At 47.8% G+C, this 17850-nt stretch carries 18 protein-coding genes; 6 read left to right on the forward strand and 12 right to left on the reverse strand.

Annotated features, from left to right (window positions below; all coding sequences use genetic code 11):
- Positions 1-71: 71 nt before the first annotated feature.
- The 5 genes from dat to ERX40_RS05220 form a co-directional block, all read right to left on the reverse strand.
- On the reverse strand, positions 72-899 hold the full coding sequence (gene dat / locus ERX40_RS05200; protein WP_133417433.1) for a D-amino-acid transaminase: 828 nt from the start codon (positions 897-899) through the stop codon (positions 72-74).
- A gap of 2 nt (positions 900-901) precedes the next feature.
- Complete coding sequence (gene pepV / locus ERX40_RS05205; RefSeq protein WP_133417434.1) at positions 902-2305, reverse strand: dipeptidase PepV; 1404 nt, start codon at positions 2303-2305, stop codon at positions 902-904.
- 99 nt (positions 2306-2404) lie between these two features.
- Positions 2405-2848 (reverse strand): YtxH domain-containing protein, encoded by a 444-nt coding sequence (locus tag ERX40_RS05210; RefSeq protein ID WP_133417435.1) that lies wholly within the window; start codon positions 2846-2848, stop codon positions 2405-2407.
- Between the two features lie 56 nt (positions 2849-2904).
- Complete coding sequence (locus tag ERX40_RS05215) at positions 2905-3603, reverse strand: pseudouridine synthase (protein ID WP_133417436.1); 699 nt, start codon at positions 3601-3603, stop codon at positions 2905-2907.
- Complete coding sequence (locus ERX40_RS05220; RefSeq protein WP_133417437.1) at positions 3600-5231, reverse strand: putative polysaccharide biosynthesis protein; 1632 nt, start codon at positions 5229-5231, stop codon at positions 3600-3602. The genes ERX40_RS05215 and ERX40_RS05220 overlap by 4 nt, the downstream gene beginning before the upstream one ends.
- Positions 5232-5346: 115 nt before the next feature.
- On the opposite strand from ERX40_RS05220, the gene ERX40_RS05225 reads away from it, so the two are divergent.
- Positions 5347-6603 (forward strand): BaiN/RdsA family NAD(P)/FAD-dependent oxidoreductase, encoded by a 1257-nt coding sequence (locus ERX40_RS05225; protein WP_133417438.1) that lies wholly within the window; start codon positions 5347-5349, stop codon positions 6601-6603.
- Between the two features lie 16 nt (positions 6604-6619).
- On the opposite strand, the gene ERX40_RS05230 is transcribed toward ERX40_RS05225, so the two are convergent.
- From ERX40_RS05230 to ERX40_RS05240, 3 genes are all read right to left on the reverse strand, one after another.
- Positions 6620-6904 (reverse strand): rhodanese-like domain-containing protein, encoded by a 285-nt coding sequence (locus ERX40_RS05230; RefSeq protein WP_208001652.1) that lies wholly within the window; start codon positions 6902-6904, stop codon positions 6620-6622.
- Positions 6905-6913: 9 nt separating this feature from the next.
- Positions 6914-9328 (reverse strand): leucine--tRNA ligase, encoded by a 2415-nt coding sequence (leuS, locus tag ERX40_RS05235; RefSeq protein ID WP_133417439.1) that lies wholly within the window; start codon positions 9326-9328, stop codon positions 6914-6916.
- Positions 9329-9876: 548 nt separating this feature from the next.
- A complete protein-coding gene (locus tag ERX40_RS05240) occupies positions 9877-11040 on the reverse strand; it encodes an MDR family MFS transporter (RefSeq protein WP_133417440.1) in 1164 nt (387 codons plus the stop codon).
- Between the two features lie 90 nt (positions 11041-11130).
- Between ERX40_RS05240 and mnmL the strand changes: the two genes are divergently transcribed.
- Entirely contained in the window at positions 11131-12087 is a 957-nt protein-coding gene (gene mnmL / locus ERX40_RS05245) for a tRNA modification radical SAM protein MnmL/YtqA (protein WP_133417441.1), read from the forward strand.
- Positions 12077-12628 (forward strand): tRNA 5-(aminomethyl)-2-thiouridylate-methyltransferase MnmM, encoded by a 552-nt coding sequence (gene mnmM, locus ERX40_RS05250; protein WP_133417442.1) that lies wholly within the window; start codon positions 12077-12079, stop codon positions 12626-12628. Before mnmL ends, mnmM begins: the two co-directional genes overlap by 11 nt.
- A gap of 127 nt (positions 12629-12755) precedes the next feature.
- Here mnmM and ERX40_RS05255 read toward each other — a convergent pair whose 3' ends face one another.
- On the reverse strand, positions 12756-13553 hold the full coding sequence (locus ERX40_RS05255) for an alpha/beta fold hydrolase (RefSeq protein ID WP_133417443.1): 798 nt from the start codon (positions 13551-13553) through the stop codon (positions 12756-12758).
- Between the two features lie 66 nt (positions 13554-13619).
- Between ERX40_RS05255 and ERX40_RS05260 the strand changes: the two genes are divergently transcribed.
- Positions 13620-14132 (forward strand): gamma carbonic anhydrase, encoded by a 513-nt coding sequence (locus ERX40_RS05260; protein ID WP_133417444.1) that lies wholly within the window; start codon positions 13620-13622, stop codon positions 14130-14132.
- Between the two features lie 14 nt (positions 14133-14146).
- Here the strand turns inward: ERX40_RS05260 and ERX40_RS05265 are convergent, their stop codons facing one another.
- The 3 genes from ERX40_RS05265 to ERX40_RS05275 all read right to left on the reverse strand — a co-directional run bounded on the left by ERX40_RS05265 (position 14147) and on the right by ERX40_RS05275 (position 16419).
- A complete protein-coding gene (locus ERX40_RS05265) occupies positions 14147-14482 on the reverse strand; it encodes a hypothetical protein (protein WP_133417445.1) in 336 nt (111 codons plus the stop codon).
- A 108-nt stretch (positions 14483-14590) separates the two neighbouring features.
- The gene (gene pnuC, locus ERX40_RS05270; protein WP_133417446.1) at positions 14591-15340 is read right to left on the reverse strand and encodes a nicotinamide riboside transporter PnuC; all 750 of its coding nucleotides are present in this window, start codon (positions 15338-15340) and stop codon (positions 14591-14593) included.
- A complete protein-coding gene (locus ERX40_RS05275) occupies positions 15340-16419 on the reverse strand; it encodes an AAA family ATPase (protein ID WP_133417447.1) in 1080 nt (359 codons plus the stop codon). Before ERX40_RS05275 ends, pnuC begins: the two co-directional genes overlap by 1 nt.
- Positions 16420-16573: 154 nt before the next feature.
- Here ERX40_RS05275 and ERX40_RS11560 point away from each other — a divergent pair, with 154 nt between their 5' ends.
- Positions 16574-16702, forward strand: a complete 129-nt coding sequence (locus ERX40_RS11560; RefSeq protein WP_279488133.1) for a hypothetical protein — start codon at positions 16574-16576, stop codon at positions 16700-16702.
- A 137-nt stretch (positions 16703-16839) separates the two neighbouring features.
- Complete coding sequence (locus ERX40_RS05280; protein WP_133417448.1) at positions 16840-17838, forward strand: proline dehydrogenase family protein; 999 nt, start codon at positions 16840-16842, stop codon at positions 17836-17838.
- Positions 17839-17850: the final 12 nt, after the last annotated feature.

Consider the following 17850-nt stretch of genomic DNA (forward strand, 5'->3'; position numbering starts at 1 on the left):
ATTCTATATCCTTTGAGGTATTAATTCAAGAGGAAAATAATCGTTATGTCGTCAACCGGCTTCATAACGGTCTACAGGCTGCTGATTTTTTCTTCAAAGGCAGCCTGAAGCTGACGTGTGACGGGACCGACATTAAAAGTCCGGTCATCAATCTGGATGACAGGTGTCACTTCAATGGACACGCTGGACATCAAGACTTCATCAGCCGCCAGCAGTTCATCCATGCCGAATGTTTTCTCGACAAAAGGGATGTGGTTTTCTTCTGCGCATTGCTTAATCACCTGCCGCGTAATCCCGTTCAGTATCAGGTTATCTGTCGGATGGGTATAAATCGCCCCATCCTTCACGATATACGCATTGCTTGATGCACCTTCTGTGACGATGCCGTCACGTATCTGGATTGCTTCAGCAGCACCCGCTTCATGTGCTTTCTGTTTATTCAGTACATTGCCGAGCAGATTAAGACTTTTGATATCACAGCGGAGCCAGCGGATATCGTCCGCTGTGATAACTTTGATCCCTTCTCTCATACCCTGTACCGGACGTTCTGAACCATAAGAATAGATGAACGTCACCGGTTCAGATGATTCAGGAAAAATATGATTACGGACTGCATTGCCCCGTGTGACCTGGACGTATATATTCCCAGTCTCCACTTGATTTTCTTTAACCAGCCGCTCACAGATGGCGATATAGTCTGCCACTGTCAATTTAAGTTCAATCTTTATTTCTTCAGCACTTCTCAGTAAGCGTTCAAAATGTTCCTTTGCTGTGAAAAGTTTGCCGTTATAGACGCGAATGACTTCATAAATACCGTCACCAAACTGATAGCCGCGGTCATCCGGACTGATGGTTATCTGATCTTCGACATATTCTCCGTTGAAATAGATCATATTCATTTCTATTCCTCCACGCAGACGGCGTGAATCGCCTCCAGATAGATCGCTGTCGCATCGAACAGCTGCTTCTTCGTGATATATTCATTCTTCTGGTGCATTAAATCGACTGAATCCTTGAACATGGCACCGAATGCGACCCCTTTCTCGAGGTTACGGGCATAAGTACCCCCACCGATTGTGTAAGGCTCAGTCATATCGCCTGTCTGATTGCGGTATGCAGTCAGGAGCTTCTGTACGAAAGGATCATTTTTGTCGACATAGTGAGGAACCTGATGTGTGTTGACGTCGATATCAAAATCCGCTTTGATGCGCTCTGTGAAGTCTGCAATCTGCTGATTGAAATCAAAGCCTGTAGGATAACGCAGGTTAATCCCGTAGTGACCCCCATCAACATCTGTATAGCTGATGACACCGATGTTCGTTGTCAGACGGCCCATCTCTTCAGTTTCGTAAGCCATACCCAGTTTTTCACCGAAGTGAGATTCAAACAGGTAAGTGTCACCCAGTTCAACAAACTTAGCTGCTTTCGCATCCAGATCCAGGGTGTTCAGAAAATGAACGAGGTGAAGACCGGCATTGACACCAATTGAAGGATCCATACCGTGCACAGATTTCCCTTCGACCTGAAGCAGCAGGCTGCCGTTATCCACTGAAGACTGGCCTGTCAGATGATGTTCTGTCAGGAAGTTCTCAAATGACTGGATGATATAGTCCATTTTCTCTCTCACAACGAGTTTCGCTTCTGCAAAGTCAGGGACCATATTATAGCGGGCACCTGCGTTCAGTGCTTTCAGTTCAACTTCCGGTGTCTCGCCTTCTGGTGAGGATGTCTGGATGATATCGAACGTTGTGATGCCTTTTTCGCCGTGAATCAGCGGGAAGTCGGCATCTGGTGCGATACCAAGGTCCGGCATCTCTTCAGTCTGGAAGTAACGGTCTGTGCACATCCAGCCGGACTCCTCGTCCGTCCCGATGATCATATGAATACGTTTCTTGAAGTCAACACCCATATCATTCAGAATTTTAACAGCATAGTAGGCTGCGATTGTCGGCCCCTTATCATCTAATGTGCCGCGTGCAATCACACGGTCCTCAGTGACAACCGGCTCAAACGGTTCAGTGTCCCAGCCGCTGCCTGCAGGCACCACATCAACATGACAGAGGATGCCGAATAAATCGTCGCCCTTACCCATCTCGATACGGCCTGCAACGTGATCGATATCAACTGCTTTAAAGCCGTCACGTTCAGCGATTCTGTACATATATTCAAGCGCTTCTCTTGGACCAGGGCCTACGGGCGTCTCTTTAGACATCAGACTGTCATCACGTACACTCTCGATTGCCAGTAAACCTTTCAAGTCTTCAATCATCTGATCTTCATACTGCGCTACTTTTTCTCTCCACATAGTTCATTCCTCCTCTTCATACTTTTATCTTACATGAAAAAAGTTAAAAACTGAAATAACAAAAAGCCGTCCATGAAAGGACGGCCTGGAAAGCTGCTATTATTTTAAGTTGTTTCTGTCAACAGCAGTCGGGTTGTCAGTCGTTGCATGACTGTAGTCAGTCACGATATGGATATTGCTTGTGCCACCTTCATCATCAAAAGTAGTCACCTGCTCTTTGTAATCAGCCTGATTTTTAGGGAAGTCGCCTTCTTTGCCTTTTGCTTTATCTACAACTGGAGCTGCTTTTTCTTTAACTCTATCAGTTAAGTTTGCTTTGTACGCATTTGGATCTTCTTTCGCTTTTGCTACCTCTTCTTTCGCAACCTGAGTTAAGTTAGTCGCTTTTTCAGTCAGATTCGCTTTGTAAGCGTTTGGATCCTGCTTCGCCTTGTTGATTTCATTCATCAGCATGTCACGGTTCTCTTTTTTAGAAAGAATGGCTGCGACTGCCGTACCGCCAAGCACTAATGCTGTACGTAATAAGCTCGGTTTGTTATTCATATTCATCCACCTCTATGGTCATATTTGTACTGTAAATATACCCGGCGGCTCTACTGCTAAACCTGTTGTACCAAATTAATTTCTTTCTCAGACATTTTGCGGTATTGCCCGGTCTCAAGGTCATCAGGCAGTTCAAGGCTCCCCATTCTGATGCGTTTCAGATAGACGACCGTGCGGCCGACCGCCTGGAACATCCGCTTCACCTGATGGAACTTGCCTTCCTGAATCGTCACTTCGATCTCGCCAGATCCTAAGATGCGTAAATCCGCGGGCTTACACTTGTAATCGTCGTCCAGCGTGATGCCTTCTTTAAACTGCTGGATGGCAGCAGGCGTGACCTCACCATCCAGTCTGGCAAAATAGGTCTTGTTGACATGCTTCTTCGGACTGAGGACATTGTGGCTGAACTGACCGTCTGTCGTCAGAATGAGCAGCCCTTCCGTATCCTTGTCCAGCCTGCCGACCGGATGCAGATCAAAGTGGCTGTATTCCGGCATCAGGTCAACGACAGTCGTATGCATGTTGTCCTCTGTCGCACTGATGACGCCCGCCGGCTTATTGAGAATGATATAGAGTGCCTTTTCATAGCGAATGACGTCGCCGTCAGACGCGATGACGTCACTCTCCTCTGCTATTTGATGCTCAGGTTTTTTGATGATGACATCATTTACCGTGATATTGCCTTTTTTGATCAGCTGCTTGACTTCTGTCCGGGTACCGAGACCGTGATTCGCTAAGAATTTATCCAGCCTCATGACAGATGCAGCTTTCTCGCAAGACCGCCGACACGTTTGCCGAGATAACGTTCTGCATGGCCTGTCTTCAGCGTGATCAATCCATAGACGAGACCACCGACAAGTCCGCAGATGATGACAATAATGAGCGCCTGTGCCTTCACTTCCACGCTCAGAAACTGTGTCAGAATCCAGTAGACAAAGCCGGTAGCCATGAGCATGATGGCTGTAAAAGTGGCAATCTGGACGGTTTCCTTCAGCGTTGAACGCAGCGGAAAATGTGCATATTTACGGATAACGATCATATTGCAGATGATGGCGAAAAGCAGTGCAATGGCCGTCGCGAATACAGCGCCATTGGTCTTGAAGAGAATGATCAGCGGCAGATTGAGTACGGCCTTCAGGACGATGGAGCCGAGTACAATCCATACCGTAAGCGACTGCTTATCGATTCCCTGCAGGATGGCTGCTGTCACTGACATAAGAGATAACAGGATGCCGACAGGTGCATAGAACATCAGGATATGGGTGGCTGTAGTGTCATAGCTGTAGAACACGGTATAAAGCGGCGCGGCGAGCAGCAGAATACCGAGCGAGGCCGGTACTGTCAGATACATCAGCACACCGAGTGCTGTTCGGATCTGCTGATGCATCTCACGTATGCGACCGGAAGCAAATGTTCTGGTGATTGATGGCACCACGCTGATGGCGAACCCCCCCGCCAGTGAAGTCGGAATCATCACCAGTTTATTGGTGGTCAGGTTCAGCATCGTCAGCAGCTGGTCATGCTGTGCTGCCGGTACGCCTGCGATAGCGAGTCCTTTATTATGCGTGAACTGGTCGATCATAATATAGAGCGGAACACAGAGACTGACAATGACGAACGGTATGCTGTAGAGGAGAATCTCCTTATACATCGAACGATAACCGACATCAATACCGGTCGCATCCGAATCAATCATCTGATCGATGAACGGTTTCCGTTTACGCCAGTAGTACCAGAGCGTAAGCAGCGCAAAAACAGCACCGATCGCCGCGGCGAATGTCGCCACTTCATTTGCGAGCAGCAGACCTTTATCAAAGACATGGAGGACGAGATAGGCACCGACCAGCAGAAAGATGATGCGTGCTATCTGTTCGATGACTGTTGACACGGCAGTCGGTCCCATGGAATCATAGCCCTGGAAGATACCGCGCCACGTGGCAAGGAAAGGTATGAAGATGACGGCAAAGGAGATGACGCGCATAATATGCGTGATATCATCGACGCTCCAGGCACCCTGGTGGCCGTCTCCTGCAAGTGTCGCCTCTGCTATCATCGGTGACAGCAGATATAATATAATGAAACCGAGCAGCCCCGACAGACTCATGACGAGCAGACTGGACTTGTAGAGTTTCTCACTGACCCTGTAAGCCCCGAGTGCATTATACTTCGAGACATATTTTGCAACGGCAAGTGGCACGCCCGCCCCTGCAATGGTCAGCATGACGACATACGGCTGATAGGCATACGTATAAGGCGCAAGATTGCTCTCACCCCCGATAATGGCGTAAAATGGTATGACGTAAAGGATGCCGAGTATTTTTGTAATGAAAATACTCGCCGTTAATATAAAGGTACTTCTGACTAATGAACTGCTTTCTGACATATCTTCATCCCTAACTCTCAAGTTTTAAACTATCCATATATTATCATCTTTATTTAAGGTTAACTACTTTTAAATTAATTCTCATCGTAATATCAAACAAAAAAGGAGGATACGTATGTATCAGACAATCGTCATCGGCGGCGGCCCGAGCGGACTCATGGCCGCTATCAGCGCAAGCGAACAAGGCGGCAGAGTACTGCTGATTGATAAGAAGGACCAGCTCGGCCGCAAGCTGCAGATCTCGGGCGGCGGCAGATGCAATGTCACAAACCGCCTGCCGTACGAGGAGATCATCAAACATATCCCTGGTAACGGCAAGTTTTTATATAGTGCATTCAATACGTTCGACAATGAAAGCATCATTTCATACTTCGAAGGAAAAGGTGTGAAACTGAAGGAAGAGGATAACGGACGGATGTTTCCTGTGTCAAACAACGCCAAGGACGTCGTGCAGACACTGCTCAGTCATCTGCGTGACAATCAGGTCGACATCAAGACGAATCTTAAGGTGAATCAGCTTGTGATGGAAGCGGGCAGAATTACAGGCGTTGAAACTGACCGCGGAACATTCGTATGTCGCTCTGTCATCATTGCTACGGGAGGCAAAAGCGTGCCACAGACCGGTTCAACGGGTGACGGTTACGAATTTGCGATGCAGGCAGGCCATACCATCACGGACCTCTTTCCGACGGAAGTGCCGATCACTTCGAATGAACCCTTCATCAGATCGAAAGTGCTCCAGGGCCTAAGTCTGCAGAATGTTGCTTTAAGTGTTCTCAGAAAGAACGGCAAGCCCGCTATCACCCATCAGATGGATATGCTCTTCACCCACTTCGGCATCTCGGGTCCTGCAGCGCTCAGGTGCTCGCAGTTCGTCTACAAGGAACAGCAGCGCCAGAAGAAACAGGCTATCCAAATGACCATAGACTGTTTTCCGGATGAGTCACTGCATGCACTCACTCAGCGCGTGACGAAGATACTGAAGGACAATCCGGATAAAGCTATCAAGAACAGCTTAAGAGGCCTCGTGCATGAACGATTCCTGCTTTTTTTACTGGAGCGGACCGGCATAGACGAGACGACGAACTATCATCATCTGAAGCGTGAGGACCTGACCACTTTTCTGAACAGCCTGAAGCAATTCACGTTGACAGTTAACGGCACACTGCCTATAGACAAGGCATTTGTCACAGGCGGCGGTGTCAGCATCAAGGAGATTCAGCCGGCAACGATGCAGTCGAAGCTGCATGATAATCTATTTTTCTGCGGCGAAGTACTTGATATCCATGGCTATACAGGCGGCTACAATATCACCAGTGCCCTCGTCACAGGTTACGTGGCAGGGCTGAACGCACAGAAGGCGGCTCTCTGAATGAGAACCGCCTTTTTTAGAATGCTGCCATGCCGCCTGTCACGTTATAGGCTTCAAAGTCATGGTCGCGCAGATATCCAGTTACTTTCTCGCTTCTGACGCCGTGTGCACAGATGATGTAATAAGGCTCATTCTGTCTGAACGTATGCATGTGGTCGGGAATCGTCTGCATCGGAATATGTTCAGCACCTTTCAGCATGCCTGTCTGCACTTCGTAGTCCTCGCGTATATCGATGATATGCATCGACTCATCGCTCTCCATCTTCTGCATCAGTGATTGAGGTGTAATGTCGTAAGTCATAATGCCCCCCTAATTCGCCACGATGTTGACGAGTTTATTAGGTACTGCGATGACTTTACGGACCGTCTTACCTTCCAGCGCTGTCTTGATTTCCTCTTCAGCGAGTGCAAAGGCTTCAAGTTCTTCTTTCGGCATGTCTTTAGCGATCAACGCTTTCTTCTTCAGTTTACCATTGACCTGAATAACGACCTCAATCTCGTCGTCAACGAGTTTGGATGCGTCGAATGTCGGCCAGGCTTCGTAAGTGAGGGTATCCGTATGACCGAGTTTCTGCCACAGTTCCTCAGCGATATGCGGTGCGATCGGTGACAGCATCTTCACGAAACCTTCCACGTAGGATTTGCTGATTTTATCCTGTTTATAGCCCTCGTTGATGAAGACCATCATCTGCGAGATCGCTGTATTGAAGCCTAACGCTTCGTAGTCCTCTGTCACTTTCTTCACAGTCTGATTGTAGACTTTATCAAGGGCAGGCGTTGCGTCAGTCGTCACTTTTTCAGTGAGCGTGCCCTGCTCCGTGATGAAGAGGCGGTAGATGCGGTCGAGGAAGCGACGTGCACCGTCAAGACCATTCGTGCTCCAGGCGATCGATGCCTCAAGCGGTCCCATGAACATCTCGTAAAGACGGAGAGTATCAGCCCCGTGGGATTCAACGATATCGTCAGGATTGACGACGTTCCCTTTAGACTTACTCATCTTCTCGTTACCTTCACCGAGAATCATCCCCTGGTTCAGGAGTTTCTGGAATGGTTCCTTCGTCGGCACTACACCGATATCATACAGCACCTTGTGCCAGAACCGCGCATACAGCAGGTGAAGAACAGCATGCTCGGCACCGCCGATATAGAGGTCGACCGGTAACCATTCTTTTAATTTCTCAGGGTCAGCAAGTGCTTCGTCGTTATGTGGATCGATATAGCGCAGGTAATACCAGCAGCTGCCTGCCCATTGCGGCATCGTATTTGTCTCGCGGCGTCCTTTCAAACCAGTGACAGGATCCGTGACATTGACGAAATCCTCGATATTCGCGAGCGGTGATTCACCTGTCCCGGATGGTTTAATGTGTTCAGTCTTCGGCAGCATGAGCGGCAGTTCTTCTTCAGGAACCGTCGTCATCGTCCCGTCCTCCCATGTGATGACTGGGATCGGCTCACCCCAGTAGCGCTGACGGGAGAACAGCCAGTCGCGGAGCTTGTAGCTGACCTTCTTCCGACCGATGTTCTTCGCCTCCAGCATCTCGATGGCTTTTTTGATGCCGTCCTCTTTGTTCAGGCCGTCAAGCTCACCGGAGTTGATGTGAACGCCGTCACCGGTGAAGGCTTCCTGTGTGACATCGCCGCCTTCCAGCACCGGAACAACCGGTAAGTCGAACTGCTTCGCGAACTCATGGTCCCGCTCATCATGTGCAGGCACTGCCATAATCGCACCTGTACCGTAAGATGCGAGCACGTAGTCAGAGAGCCAGATCTGTATCGGCTCATTCGTGAACGGATTGATCGCATAGGCACCCGTGAAGACCCCTGACTTATCCTTCGCAAGATCGGTACGTTCAAGGTCAGACTTACGCGCAGCCTGCGCCTGATAATCTTTGACAGCCTGACGCTGCTCGTCTGTCGTGATCATATCAACGAGCGTATGCTCAGGTGACAGTACGGCATAAGTCGCACCGTAAATCGTATCCGGCCGCGTCGTGAAGACATCAAACGTATGGTCAGTATCCTGAATGGTGAAGGTCACCTCAGCCCCTTCAGAGCGTCCGATCCAGTTCCGCTGCATATCTTTCAGGGATTCCGGCCAGTCGAGTTCATCGAGATCAGTTAACAGCCGGTCTGCATATTCAGTGATTTTGAGGACCCACTGACGCATCGGTTTACGGATAACGGGATGGCCGCCACGCTCTGACTTGCCGTCGATGACCTCTTCATTCGACAGGACGGTTCCAAGTGCAGGGCACCAGTTGACAGCCACTTCATCCACATAGGCCAGTCCCTTGTTGTAGAGCTGAATGAAGATCCACTGCGTCCATTTATAGTAGGCTGGATCTGTCGTATTGACTTCGCGGTCCCAGTCATAGCTGAAGCCGAGTTCCTGAATCTGCCGTTTGAACGTCTGAATGTTTTTCAGCGTGAATTCCGCGGGATCGTTCCCCGTGTCAATCGCATACTGCTCAGCCGGCAGACCGAAGGCATCCCAGCCCATCGGATGAAGGACATTATACCCCTGCATGCGGCGGAAACGTGACATGATATCAGTCGCCGTGTAACCTTCCGGGTGACCGACGTGAAGACCGGCACCTGATGGATAAGGGAACATATCCAGTGCGTAGAATTTCGGTTTCTCTGAATGTTCCTCAGTTTTGAATGTTTTGTTGTCAGCCCAGTACTGCTGCCATTTCTTCTCAATTTCCTGATGATTGAAGTTCATGGTAATTCCTCCTTAAAAAATAAAGACAGCCATCCCTATAAGAGGGACGACTGTCTACTATAGACAACCGCGGTACCACCCGCAATTCACCGTTAAGTGCAGCTTAATGTTTGAAATTATGAACGCCGGCAAGTTCACCTCTACTCATTATCAGTTCGCACCACCACTGACTCTCTACAGAAATGATTGAAGGTTACTACTCCAGTTAATATCTACTATAAAATGATTCAGAAAATTGTGCAAGGAGTTTTTACAGGTTAAATTATTTATCAGTTATGACAGGAAGAAGAGGGGACATAAGGCGCTTCAGATTGACCGCTTAATGAAGCAATTCCGGTTCTGGATGTGCAGAAGGATAGCTCATGTCATCTTTTTTCAATATTTTTAAACGAACAGAAATGAGATAAGGTGTTTTATGTGAATGCGAACCATTTTTTCTCCAGGAAAAAGACAATACAGTTTCTGTTACCTGACTGTGTACTTTCTTAAGACTCATACTCTTCCCCAACAAAAAAGCCCGCCTCTCTCCTCCGGCGGACTTCCCTCAACTATTCTTCTGCTAAATTACGGTCATACACTTTCAGGAAGACGAAACTCAGCAATAACAAAGCGATCATCGCGTAGAACATGGTCTGCATATCATACAGGTCAACGATAATACCGCCCGCTACGGGTCCGATTGCCCGTCCTAAAGTCGCCGTCGAGTTGACGATGCCCTGATACGTCCCGACGCGGCCTTCCGGTGCCAGTATGTTGGCAATGGTCGGTACGGCCGGCCAGACGAACATCTCACCAATCGTCAGAATCACCATGCCGACAACGAACATCATGAAACTCTCGGCAAAGCTTGTCACTACAAATGACACGATGAATATCCCGATGCCGACTGCTATCTGCGTCTTGATCTTATCTTCAATCAGCCGTACAAATGGACGGATGAGCGGCTGGCCGACGACAATCAGCACACCGTTCAGCGCCCACAGCAGACTGTACTGCTGGAGACTGATGCCGATGTTCTGCGTGTAACTGGAAATCGTTGTCTGCCACTGCACATAGCCGACCCAGCAGAGACAATACGCCGCACAGACAAGCAGCAGCGCATGAAAACGGCTTTTATCGACGATTTCCTTGACCTCTTCGACTTTACGGCCCCTGTGAATATTACCCGCTTCACGGTAACCGAATAGCGCGATGAAAAAGAAGACGATGAACAGCACTAAATTCGCTATAAAGATGATATTGAAACTGATATCCGCCATAAATCCCCCTAATGCGGCACCGATCGCCACGCCTAAGTTCTGTGCCAGATAAATGGCATTGAACGTCCGACGTCCGCCTTCCGGCCATGCGACACCTGCCATCGCATAGATGGAAGGAAAGACAATCCCCGACCCGAAACCGATCAGTATCAGCCAGATCGGATACCAGGGCCATGTGTGAATGATCACCATGCCGACCAGACTCACTAAGGCAATCAGTATGCCACTCATCACTGAGATATATCCGCCTAAACGATCAAACATTTTCCCGCCGAGCAGGTTGCCGACAACAGAGGCGCCCGAATTCAGCATAAGCACAAAACCGGCCATGCTCAGACTCTTCCCTAACTCATTATGTATATAAATCGTATTCAGCGGCCATATAAAGCTGGCACCTGTCACATTGACCGCCATACCGATGACCAGCAGCCAGACTAAACGCGGCATCTTCATTTTTTCACCCCTTCCTCAATAGACTAACTTTTTTTACGACACAAGACAACGTTTTGTGTTAAAATCCTACAATAAGAAAGGTGAGTAAAAATGGAACAATTCAAATATGCACTCGATAATAAACGTTATCATACATGGAACTACCATCTGCGCCAGAAATTCGGTCAGAAGATTTTCAAGGTCGCGCTTGAAGGCGGCTTTGACTGCCCGAACCGTGACGGCACGGTGGCACACGGCGGCTGTACATTCTGTTCAGTCGCAGGTTCAGGTGACTTCGCCGGTGAGCGGGTCGACCCGATTCCGGTGCAGTTCGAGAAGATCAAGAACCGGACGCACGAAAAATGGAAGGACGGCCAGTATATCGCCTACTTCCAGGCCTATACCAATACACACGCTCCGCTTCACGTTCTGAAGGAAAAATATGAGGCGGCCCTCGCACAGGAAGGCGTTGTCGGCCTGTCCATTGCGACTCGTCCTGACTGTCTGCCGGATGATGTCGTCGAGTATCTTGCTGAACTGAACGAACGCACCTATCTCTGGGTGGAACTCGGTCTGCAGACCGTCCATCAGGAGACGTCAGACCTCATCAACCGTGCGCACGATATGCAGTGCTATTACGACGGCATTGCGAAACTCCGCAAGCACAACATCAATATCTGTTCGCATATCATCAACGGTCTTCCGGGAGAGGACTACGCAATGATGATGGAGACGGCACAGGCTGTCGCTGATATGGACGTCCAGGGCATCAAGATTCACCTGCTCCACTTACTGAAAGGCACACCGATGATCAAGCAGTACGAAAAAGGAAAGCTTGAATTCATGACGAAAGAGGATTACGTCAGTCTTGTTGCAGACCAGCTCGAAATCCTGCCGCCTGAGATGATCATTCACCGCATCACAGGTGACGGTCCGATCGAACTCATGATCGGACCGATGTGGAGTGTCAACAAATGGGAAGTCCTGAACGCCATCGACCAGGAGCTGATCCGTCGCGACAGCTGGCAGGGTAAACACTACAAGAAGGCTGTCACTGATGAAGCTTAAAGGTATACTGCCGTTCTCAAAACACTTGATTGATGAGTTCGTCGCACCAGGTGACCATGTCGTCGATGCCACCTGCGGCAACGGCAACGATACCCTTTATCTCGCTGAAAAGGTGACAGATGCCGGCCACGTCTTTGCTTTTGATATTCAGGAGACGGCCATACAGCACGCAAAGGTGAAGACGGCTGCTCACTCAAATATCACCTATATCCATGACGGCCATCAGAACGCGGCACAGTATCTCTCAGAAGCCATCAGCTGCGCTATCTTCAACCTCGGCTACCTGCCGCGTGGTGATAAGTCCATCGTGACATTACCTGAAACAACCATTCAGGCCATCAATGAACTTTTCGACCTCCTGAAAGCAGGCGGTGTCATCATTCTCGTCATCTACCCCGGGCACGCTGAAGGTCAGATTGAAAAAGAAGCAGTACTCAAATTTCTGCAGCATTACGATCAGGACAAAGCACATATCCTGAAATATGAATTCATCAACCAGAGAAACAATCCCCCCTTTATCTGTGCAATAGAAAAACGGTAAGCCGTCAGGCTTACCGTTTTTTAATAGTATCAATCTCTTCAGTTCATTTAGTGTGACCCTATCACTTATTTCATGTTGATTACGGGACATGCGGCTACCCCCTCACCATGATGTTTCTTGTACCTTCTTATTCCACTATCAACCCTATACGTCGGATTCTTTCATCCATGAAGTCCACTATTCTCCCTAAAACTTCATCGTTTTCAGGCTCCTGATGGAGTTCATGATAGTAACCCTGCCATTTATGTACTTCACAGGCCATCTCACGCTCAAATAATTTCAGCTGACTCACATCGATCAGATGATCCTCAGTCCCGTAATGCAGCTGAATCGCAACCGGATCAATCCGGTCTAAGTTCTCCATCGTTTCTTTCATCGTCTCGATAATGGAACGGTACCAGTGATAGCTGACCTGTTTCACCATGAGCGGATCGCTTTTCGCTTCATCAACAGCATCCGCGTCTCTTGTAAGCTCTCCGTAGTCAATCTTCATATCAAATTTCGCATCTTTAGACGTACCTCCGAAGCTTGAGGCGAAGAAATTCTTGCGCGTTGCTGTCGTATGCTGGAATCCGAAGAGCGGTGACAATAAAATAACGCCTTCCAGTTTCAGTGTCACATGTTCAAGCAGATTCGTGATGATCAGTCCGCCCAGCCCTGACCCGATGACGAAGACCGGCAGATAATATTCTTCCGCCACATCAATCCAGTCCAGTACTGTTTCATGGTAGTCAGCGAATGAGTTGATATGACCTTTACTGACACGGGATGTCTGCCCCTGCCCCGGCAGGTCTCCCATCACTACATGATAGCCGTGCCGTCTGAGCTGTGTGATAAGCCAGGCATAGCGACCATGATGCTCCAATATACTGTGTACAATCACAACGACGCCTTTTGCTGTTTTATCTGTTTCCCACTTCCACATATGTCTGCCTACTTTCATCATTCATGATATGATTAATTATAGCAAAAAAAGAAAGGGAGATTCATTATGCTTGTGAACTATCAAGGTCAACTGCCAGAGATTCATGATACTGCCTTTATCGCACCAAATGCTGTTGTTACAGGAGATGTCAGAATCGATGCAGGCGCGTCTGTCTGGTACGGCGCCGTCATCCGGGGTGACGTCAGCCCCGTCATCATCGGTAAGGAGAGCAATATACAGGACCTCTGCTGCCTGCATCAGTCGCCGGACAAGCCGCTCGTTATCGAGGACCGCGTCACCATCGGCCACCGTGTGACACTCCATTCCGCCACAATCAGAAATCATGCACTTGTCGGCATGGACTCAACAGTACTGGACGGTGCGGAAATCGGTGAATACGCATTTATAGGTGCAGGCTCACTGGTGACGCCCGGCACTCAAATACCACCCCGCAAGCTTGCATTCGGCCGCCCTGCCCGAGTTGTCCGCGATCTGACTGACGAAGATTACAAGGATATGGAACGCATCGTTCAGGAATACGCAGATAAAGCGCAAAGCTATAAGAAAGAGCACCAGTAAAAAAACGGTATCGCCTAAGCGATACCGAATTTTTTATGCATAACTGGCAGACCCGCAAGTAAGAAGCTGAATACGAATTCATAGAACATGGAGAAGAAGTTCGAGAAGAAGTATGCGATATTCTGAGTGACGATCGTACCGATCCCCTGATCTCCGAATAAGAAATTCACATCGATTGCATTATCGATAATATTAAGCAGAAGGATCACAAGTGCCATTGTCCATGCTTTTTTAGTGATCATTGCCACCAGGACGGCAATAATGGTAATAATAATCGGTTCAAAAATAAAAAGCTGGAAGAATGGGTCAATTTCTTGCCCGAAAATATAGTACGCCATATCTCTAAACATAGATACACCTCTTTAAATTATTCATCAATATAGCTTTATTCTATCATCCTGCTTCCTGAATAATTATTAAGATTATTTAAAGAATAGCCTTCGTACCTTTACATTAACTTAATATTTCCCCTTTGGCTGCACATGCTGCAGTTTCTTCCAGTAATAATAGCCATAGACACTGTTGATGAGGAAGACGACCCACATAGTAATAGATGATACGCCTTCAGCTGTTAGTTCCCCATTAATGATCATCAGCCTGGTCCAGAGAAAGATAGAAACTGCGTTAATCACCATCCAGAAAAACCACTGTTCCTTATATCTCAGCGTCATCAGTGTCTGGCCTACTAAACTTAGACCAACAGCAATAGCATCAACAAATGGCTGCTTAGCATCAGTATATGAATGAAGGTAGTTACCGGCCAAGAAATAAATCATGACAGCTGCCAATAACGTAAAAATCCACCCCGTCATGGTCAGACCACGGGAATCAACCTCTTGTACGGCCTCATCATCAGTCAGTTGGTCGCTATGCATATTTTTAATCCATGTATATGCCCCTATAAACTGAAAGATACCAAAGACAATCTGCAGGCCCACCTCACCATAAAGAAAACTTTTATAGCTGACATATCCATAAGTTATAACTTGTATCAGGCCATATACAAATGTGCTCAATCGCCCTTTAGCAGACATCACAACACAGGCAACACCCGCAATGCTTGAGATGGCAGATATCAAACTAATCACCGTGAAGTTTCCACCTATCGTCCAGAAATAGACGAGAATGGCCAGCTGTGCAATTAAGATAAAGCCGAACATCGCTTTTTCATAGTTCGTGAACCCCTTGAAATCCTTGATCAAGAACATCAGTTATCTTTCCCCTCTGCGAGAAGTTCATCGACCAGTCGATGTGCCTCCTCATATTTTTCCTGGAAGCTTTCACCCTGCAGCACAACCGTACGCTCCATGAGTCCCTTCTGTTCCAGTTCATCCAGGAACATCTGATGCATCTTATTACGTGAGTCCGTGTCGGCCTGTGCCATATCTCGGAAGCCGTCATCCACGTAATTCGTTGTCGGTGGCAGCAGCAGAATCAGCGCCCACGTCTGCTGGGAGATATAGAAGTCGAACACCGGTGCTATTTTTGCGTAATCCTCGTCAGACAGATAGATTCTGGCATACAGCTTTGTTGTCATCACATCTGTATCAGCGAAGAAGACTTTCCGCGTACCTGGTGAGTGAATGTGCTGACGGTTCACTTCGTACTGTCCGATACCGATGGCCTGCAGGTCCTTGATATCAAGTTCGTCATCCTTGACCTGACGCTCCGTCTGATATTCACGTGAATATTCGAGGGAGTAGGAAGTGGAATAACGGCGCGCAAGGTCGCGCGTCAGTGTCGTCTTCCCGGTACTCGCCGTACCGATGATCAGTACATTCTGCACGAAGAACCGACGGAATGGACGTGTGACATAATCCCAGTTATAGATAGGATTCTCCCTGATAGAAGTGCCGCTGATTCCTGTGATTCTGCGGTCTACGCGCACTATTCTGACGTCCTGCTCCGGCCACTTCACATCGAAATAAGTCTGCAGCGGTTCGATATATTCATCCTCTCCGACATAGAAAGTGACAGTGCTGAAGTCCACGATCTCCTCAATATGTGACTGCAGCAGCTCAAGCCAGGGCTGCCAGCCGGCCGGATACTTCGGAATAGAAGTCTCGTCCAGCTTCATCACAGTGACATTATCATCATCACGCAGGAGCTCCCGCATCGCTTTCGTCCGGTTGACCAGACTCATGCCTGCAAGGTCACCCCGGTCACCGTCATACCCAGACACAATGACCAGTGCGCGCTTGTTCTCACGTTTCGCTCTCACAATCTGTTCAAAGTGACCGACATGGCACGGGGCAAAGGTTCCAAAATAAACGCCTAAATCTCTCATCCTGATTCTCCTTATTCGTTTTCATCATTATACATGATAAAAACGCTTACTCTATTACTTACATTGAAAAAGTAAATAATTAATTTACATTCCCTTAAACTTTCCTTCATATTAAATGGTTAAACTATGGCTAAGAGATCTCAAGGGGGATATTATGCGCCTGCTTAAAAAGGTAGTCATCGTTCTATGTCTATTCACTGCTGTACCTCAGCTGATCGAAATCAGTGCTCAACCGTTATCAAGTGAAATCATCGCAGACAGAAGCGTCCAATCAGAAGATTAGGCGCTTTTTTATTGCTCACACTCCGATAATATAATATTACACAAAATTAAACCTCCATCCGGAAAGAAAACGCTTAACTTTTAGCATATTTATAGTAAAATATATTAGGTTATATGAAAACATTAGGAGGTTTCACCATGGGTTTAACAAGAGATTTCTTCATTATGTTAAGTGAGAATCAGACACTGAACGCAGCAGCAAAAAGATATGGTCTGGCACTTGGCGCAAATAAAGTGGTGGCAGGGGTAGATATTCCCTCTACGATTGAAGCCATCAAAGAACTGAACCGTAAGGGCATTTCAGCGACTGTCGATAATCTAGGAGAATTTGTCTTCTCAAAAGAAGAAGCGACAAAGGCTAAGGAAGAGATTATCGCCATGATTGAAGCGATTGACCATTCAGGCGTCAAGGCGCATATGTCAGTTAAATTAACACAGATCGGTCTCGATGTGGACCAAGAGTTCTGCTATGAGAATATCCGCGAAATCTTACTTGCAGCTCATAAGCACGGTAATATGCATATCAACATGGATACAGAGGACTACAACCATACAGTCCAGACATTCGAGATTCTCGACCGCTTAAAAGGAGAGTTCAAAAATGTGGGAACAGTCATCCAGGCTTACCTGTTCCGTGCGACAGATGAAATCGAGAAATATAAAGATGTCCGTCTTCGTCTAGTAAAAGGGGCTTACAAGGAAAGTCCTGAAGTGGCTTATCAGACGAAAGAAGATATCGATGAGAACTACATCAGATTAATCGAACAGCGTCTGCTTTCTGCTAAAGCGATGACTTCAATTGCAACGCATGACCATAACATCATTGACCACGTCAAGAAATTCATCAATCAGCACAACCTGAACAAAGATCTGATTGAATTCCAGATGCTGTACGGCTTCCGTACGGAGCTTCAGGAAGAGATTGCGAAGCAGGGCTATCAGTTCTGTGTTTACGTGCCGTTCGGTCAGGACTGGTACGGTTACTTCGTCCGTCGACTTGCAGAGCGTCCGCAGAATCTGCAGCTCGTCACTAAATCCATCTTCACCCCACAAGTGAACAGAAATATTGCTGTCGGTGCAGGGGCTCTTGCAGCTGTTACAGCAGTCGCAGCGTTTGCATCCAAGCGTCGTAAATAAGCAAAAAATAAT

The organism is Macrococcus carouselicus, assembly GCF_004359515.1.
GTDB classification, from domain to species: Bacteria; Bacillota; Bacilli; order Staphylococcales; family Staphylococcaceae; genus Macrococcus; species Macrococcus carouselicus.

Bases quoted from the DNA above. Each gene is read 5' to 3' on its own strand.
- pnuC (WP_133417446.1), bottom strand. From the start codon at position 15,340: ATGTTCTTGATCAAGGATTTCAAGGGGTTCACGAACTATGAAAAAGCG.
- dat (WP_133417433.1), bottom strand. From the start codon at position 899: ATGAATATGATCTATTTCAACGGAGAATATGTCGAAGATCAGATAACC.
- ERX40_RS05265 (WP_133417445.1), bottom strand. From the start codon at position 14,482: ATGTTTAGAGATATGGCGTACTATATTTTCGGGCAAGAAATTGACCCA.
- ERX40_RS05255 (WP_133417443.1), bottom strand. From the start codon at position 13,553: ATGTGGAAGTGGGAAACAGATAAAACAGCAAAAGGCGTCGTTGTGATT.
- ERX40_RS05230 (WP_208001652.1), bottom strand. From the start codon at position 6,904: ATGACTTACGACATTACACCTCAATCACTGATGCAGAAGATGGAGAGC.
- ERX40_RS05240 (WP_133417440.1), bottom strand. From the start codon at position 11,040: ATGAAGATGCCGCGTTTAGTCTGGCTGCTGGTCATCGGTATGGCGGTC.
- ERX40_RS05215 (WP_133417436.1), bottom strand. From the start codon at position 3,603: ATGAGGCTGGATAAATTCTTAGCGAATCACGGTCTCGGTACCCGGACA.
- ERX40_RS05210 (WP_133417435.1), bottom strand. From the start codon at position 2,848: ATGAATAACAAACCGAGCTTATTACGTACAGCATTAGTGCTTGGCGGT.
- ERX40_RS11560 (WP_279488133.1), top strand. From the start codon at position 16,574: ATGCGCCTGCTTAAAAAGGTAGTCATCGTTCTATGTCTATTCACTGCT.
- ERX40_RS05225 (WP_133417438.1), top strand. From the start codon at position 5,347: ATGTATCAGACAATCGTCATCGGCGGCGGCCCGAGCGGACTCATGGCC.
- ERX40_RS05280 (WP_133417448.1), top strand. From the start codon at position 16,840: ATGGGTTTAACAAGAGATTTCTTCATTATGTTAAGTGAGAATCAGACA.
- leuS (WP_133417439.1), bottom strand. From the start codon at position 9,328: ATGAACTTCAATCATCAGGAAATTGAGAAGAAATGGCAGCAGTACTGG.
- pepV (WP_133417434.1), bottom strand. From the start codon at position 2,305: ATGTGGAGAGAAAAAGTAGCGCAGTATGAAGATCAGATGATTGAAGAC.
- ERX40_RS05260 (WP_133417444.1), top strand. From the start codon at position 13,620: ATGCTTGTGAACTATCAAGGTCAACTGCCAGAGATTCATGATACTGCC.
- ERX40_RS05275 (WP_133417447.1), bottom strand. From the start codon at position 16,419: ATGAGAGATTTAGGCGTTTATTTTGGAACCTTTGCCCCGTGCCATGTC.
- mnmM (WP_133417442.1), top strand. From the start codon at position 12,077: ATGAAGCTTAAAGGTATACTGCCGTTCTCAAAACACTTGATTGATGAG.
- mnmL (WP_133417441.1), top strand. From the start codon at position 11,131: ATGGAACAATTCAAATATGCACTCGATAATAAACGTTATCATACATGG.
- ERX40_RS05220 (WP_133417437.1), bottom strand. From the start codon at position 5,231: ATGTCAGAAAGCAGTTCATTAGTCAGAAGTACCTTTATATTAACGGCG.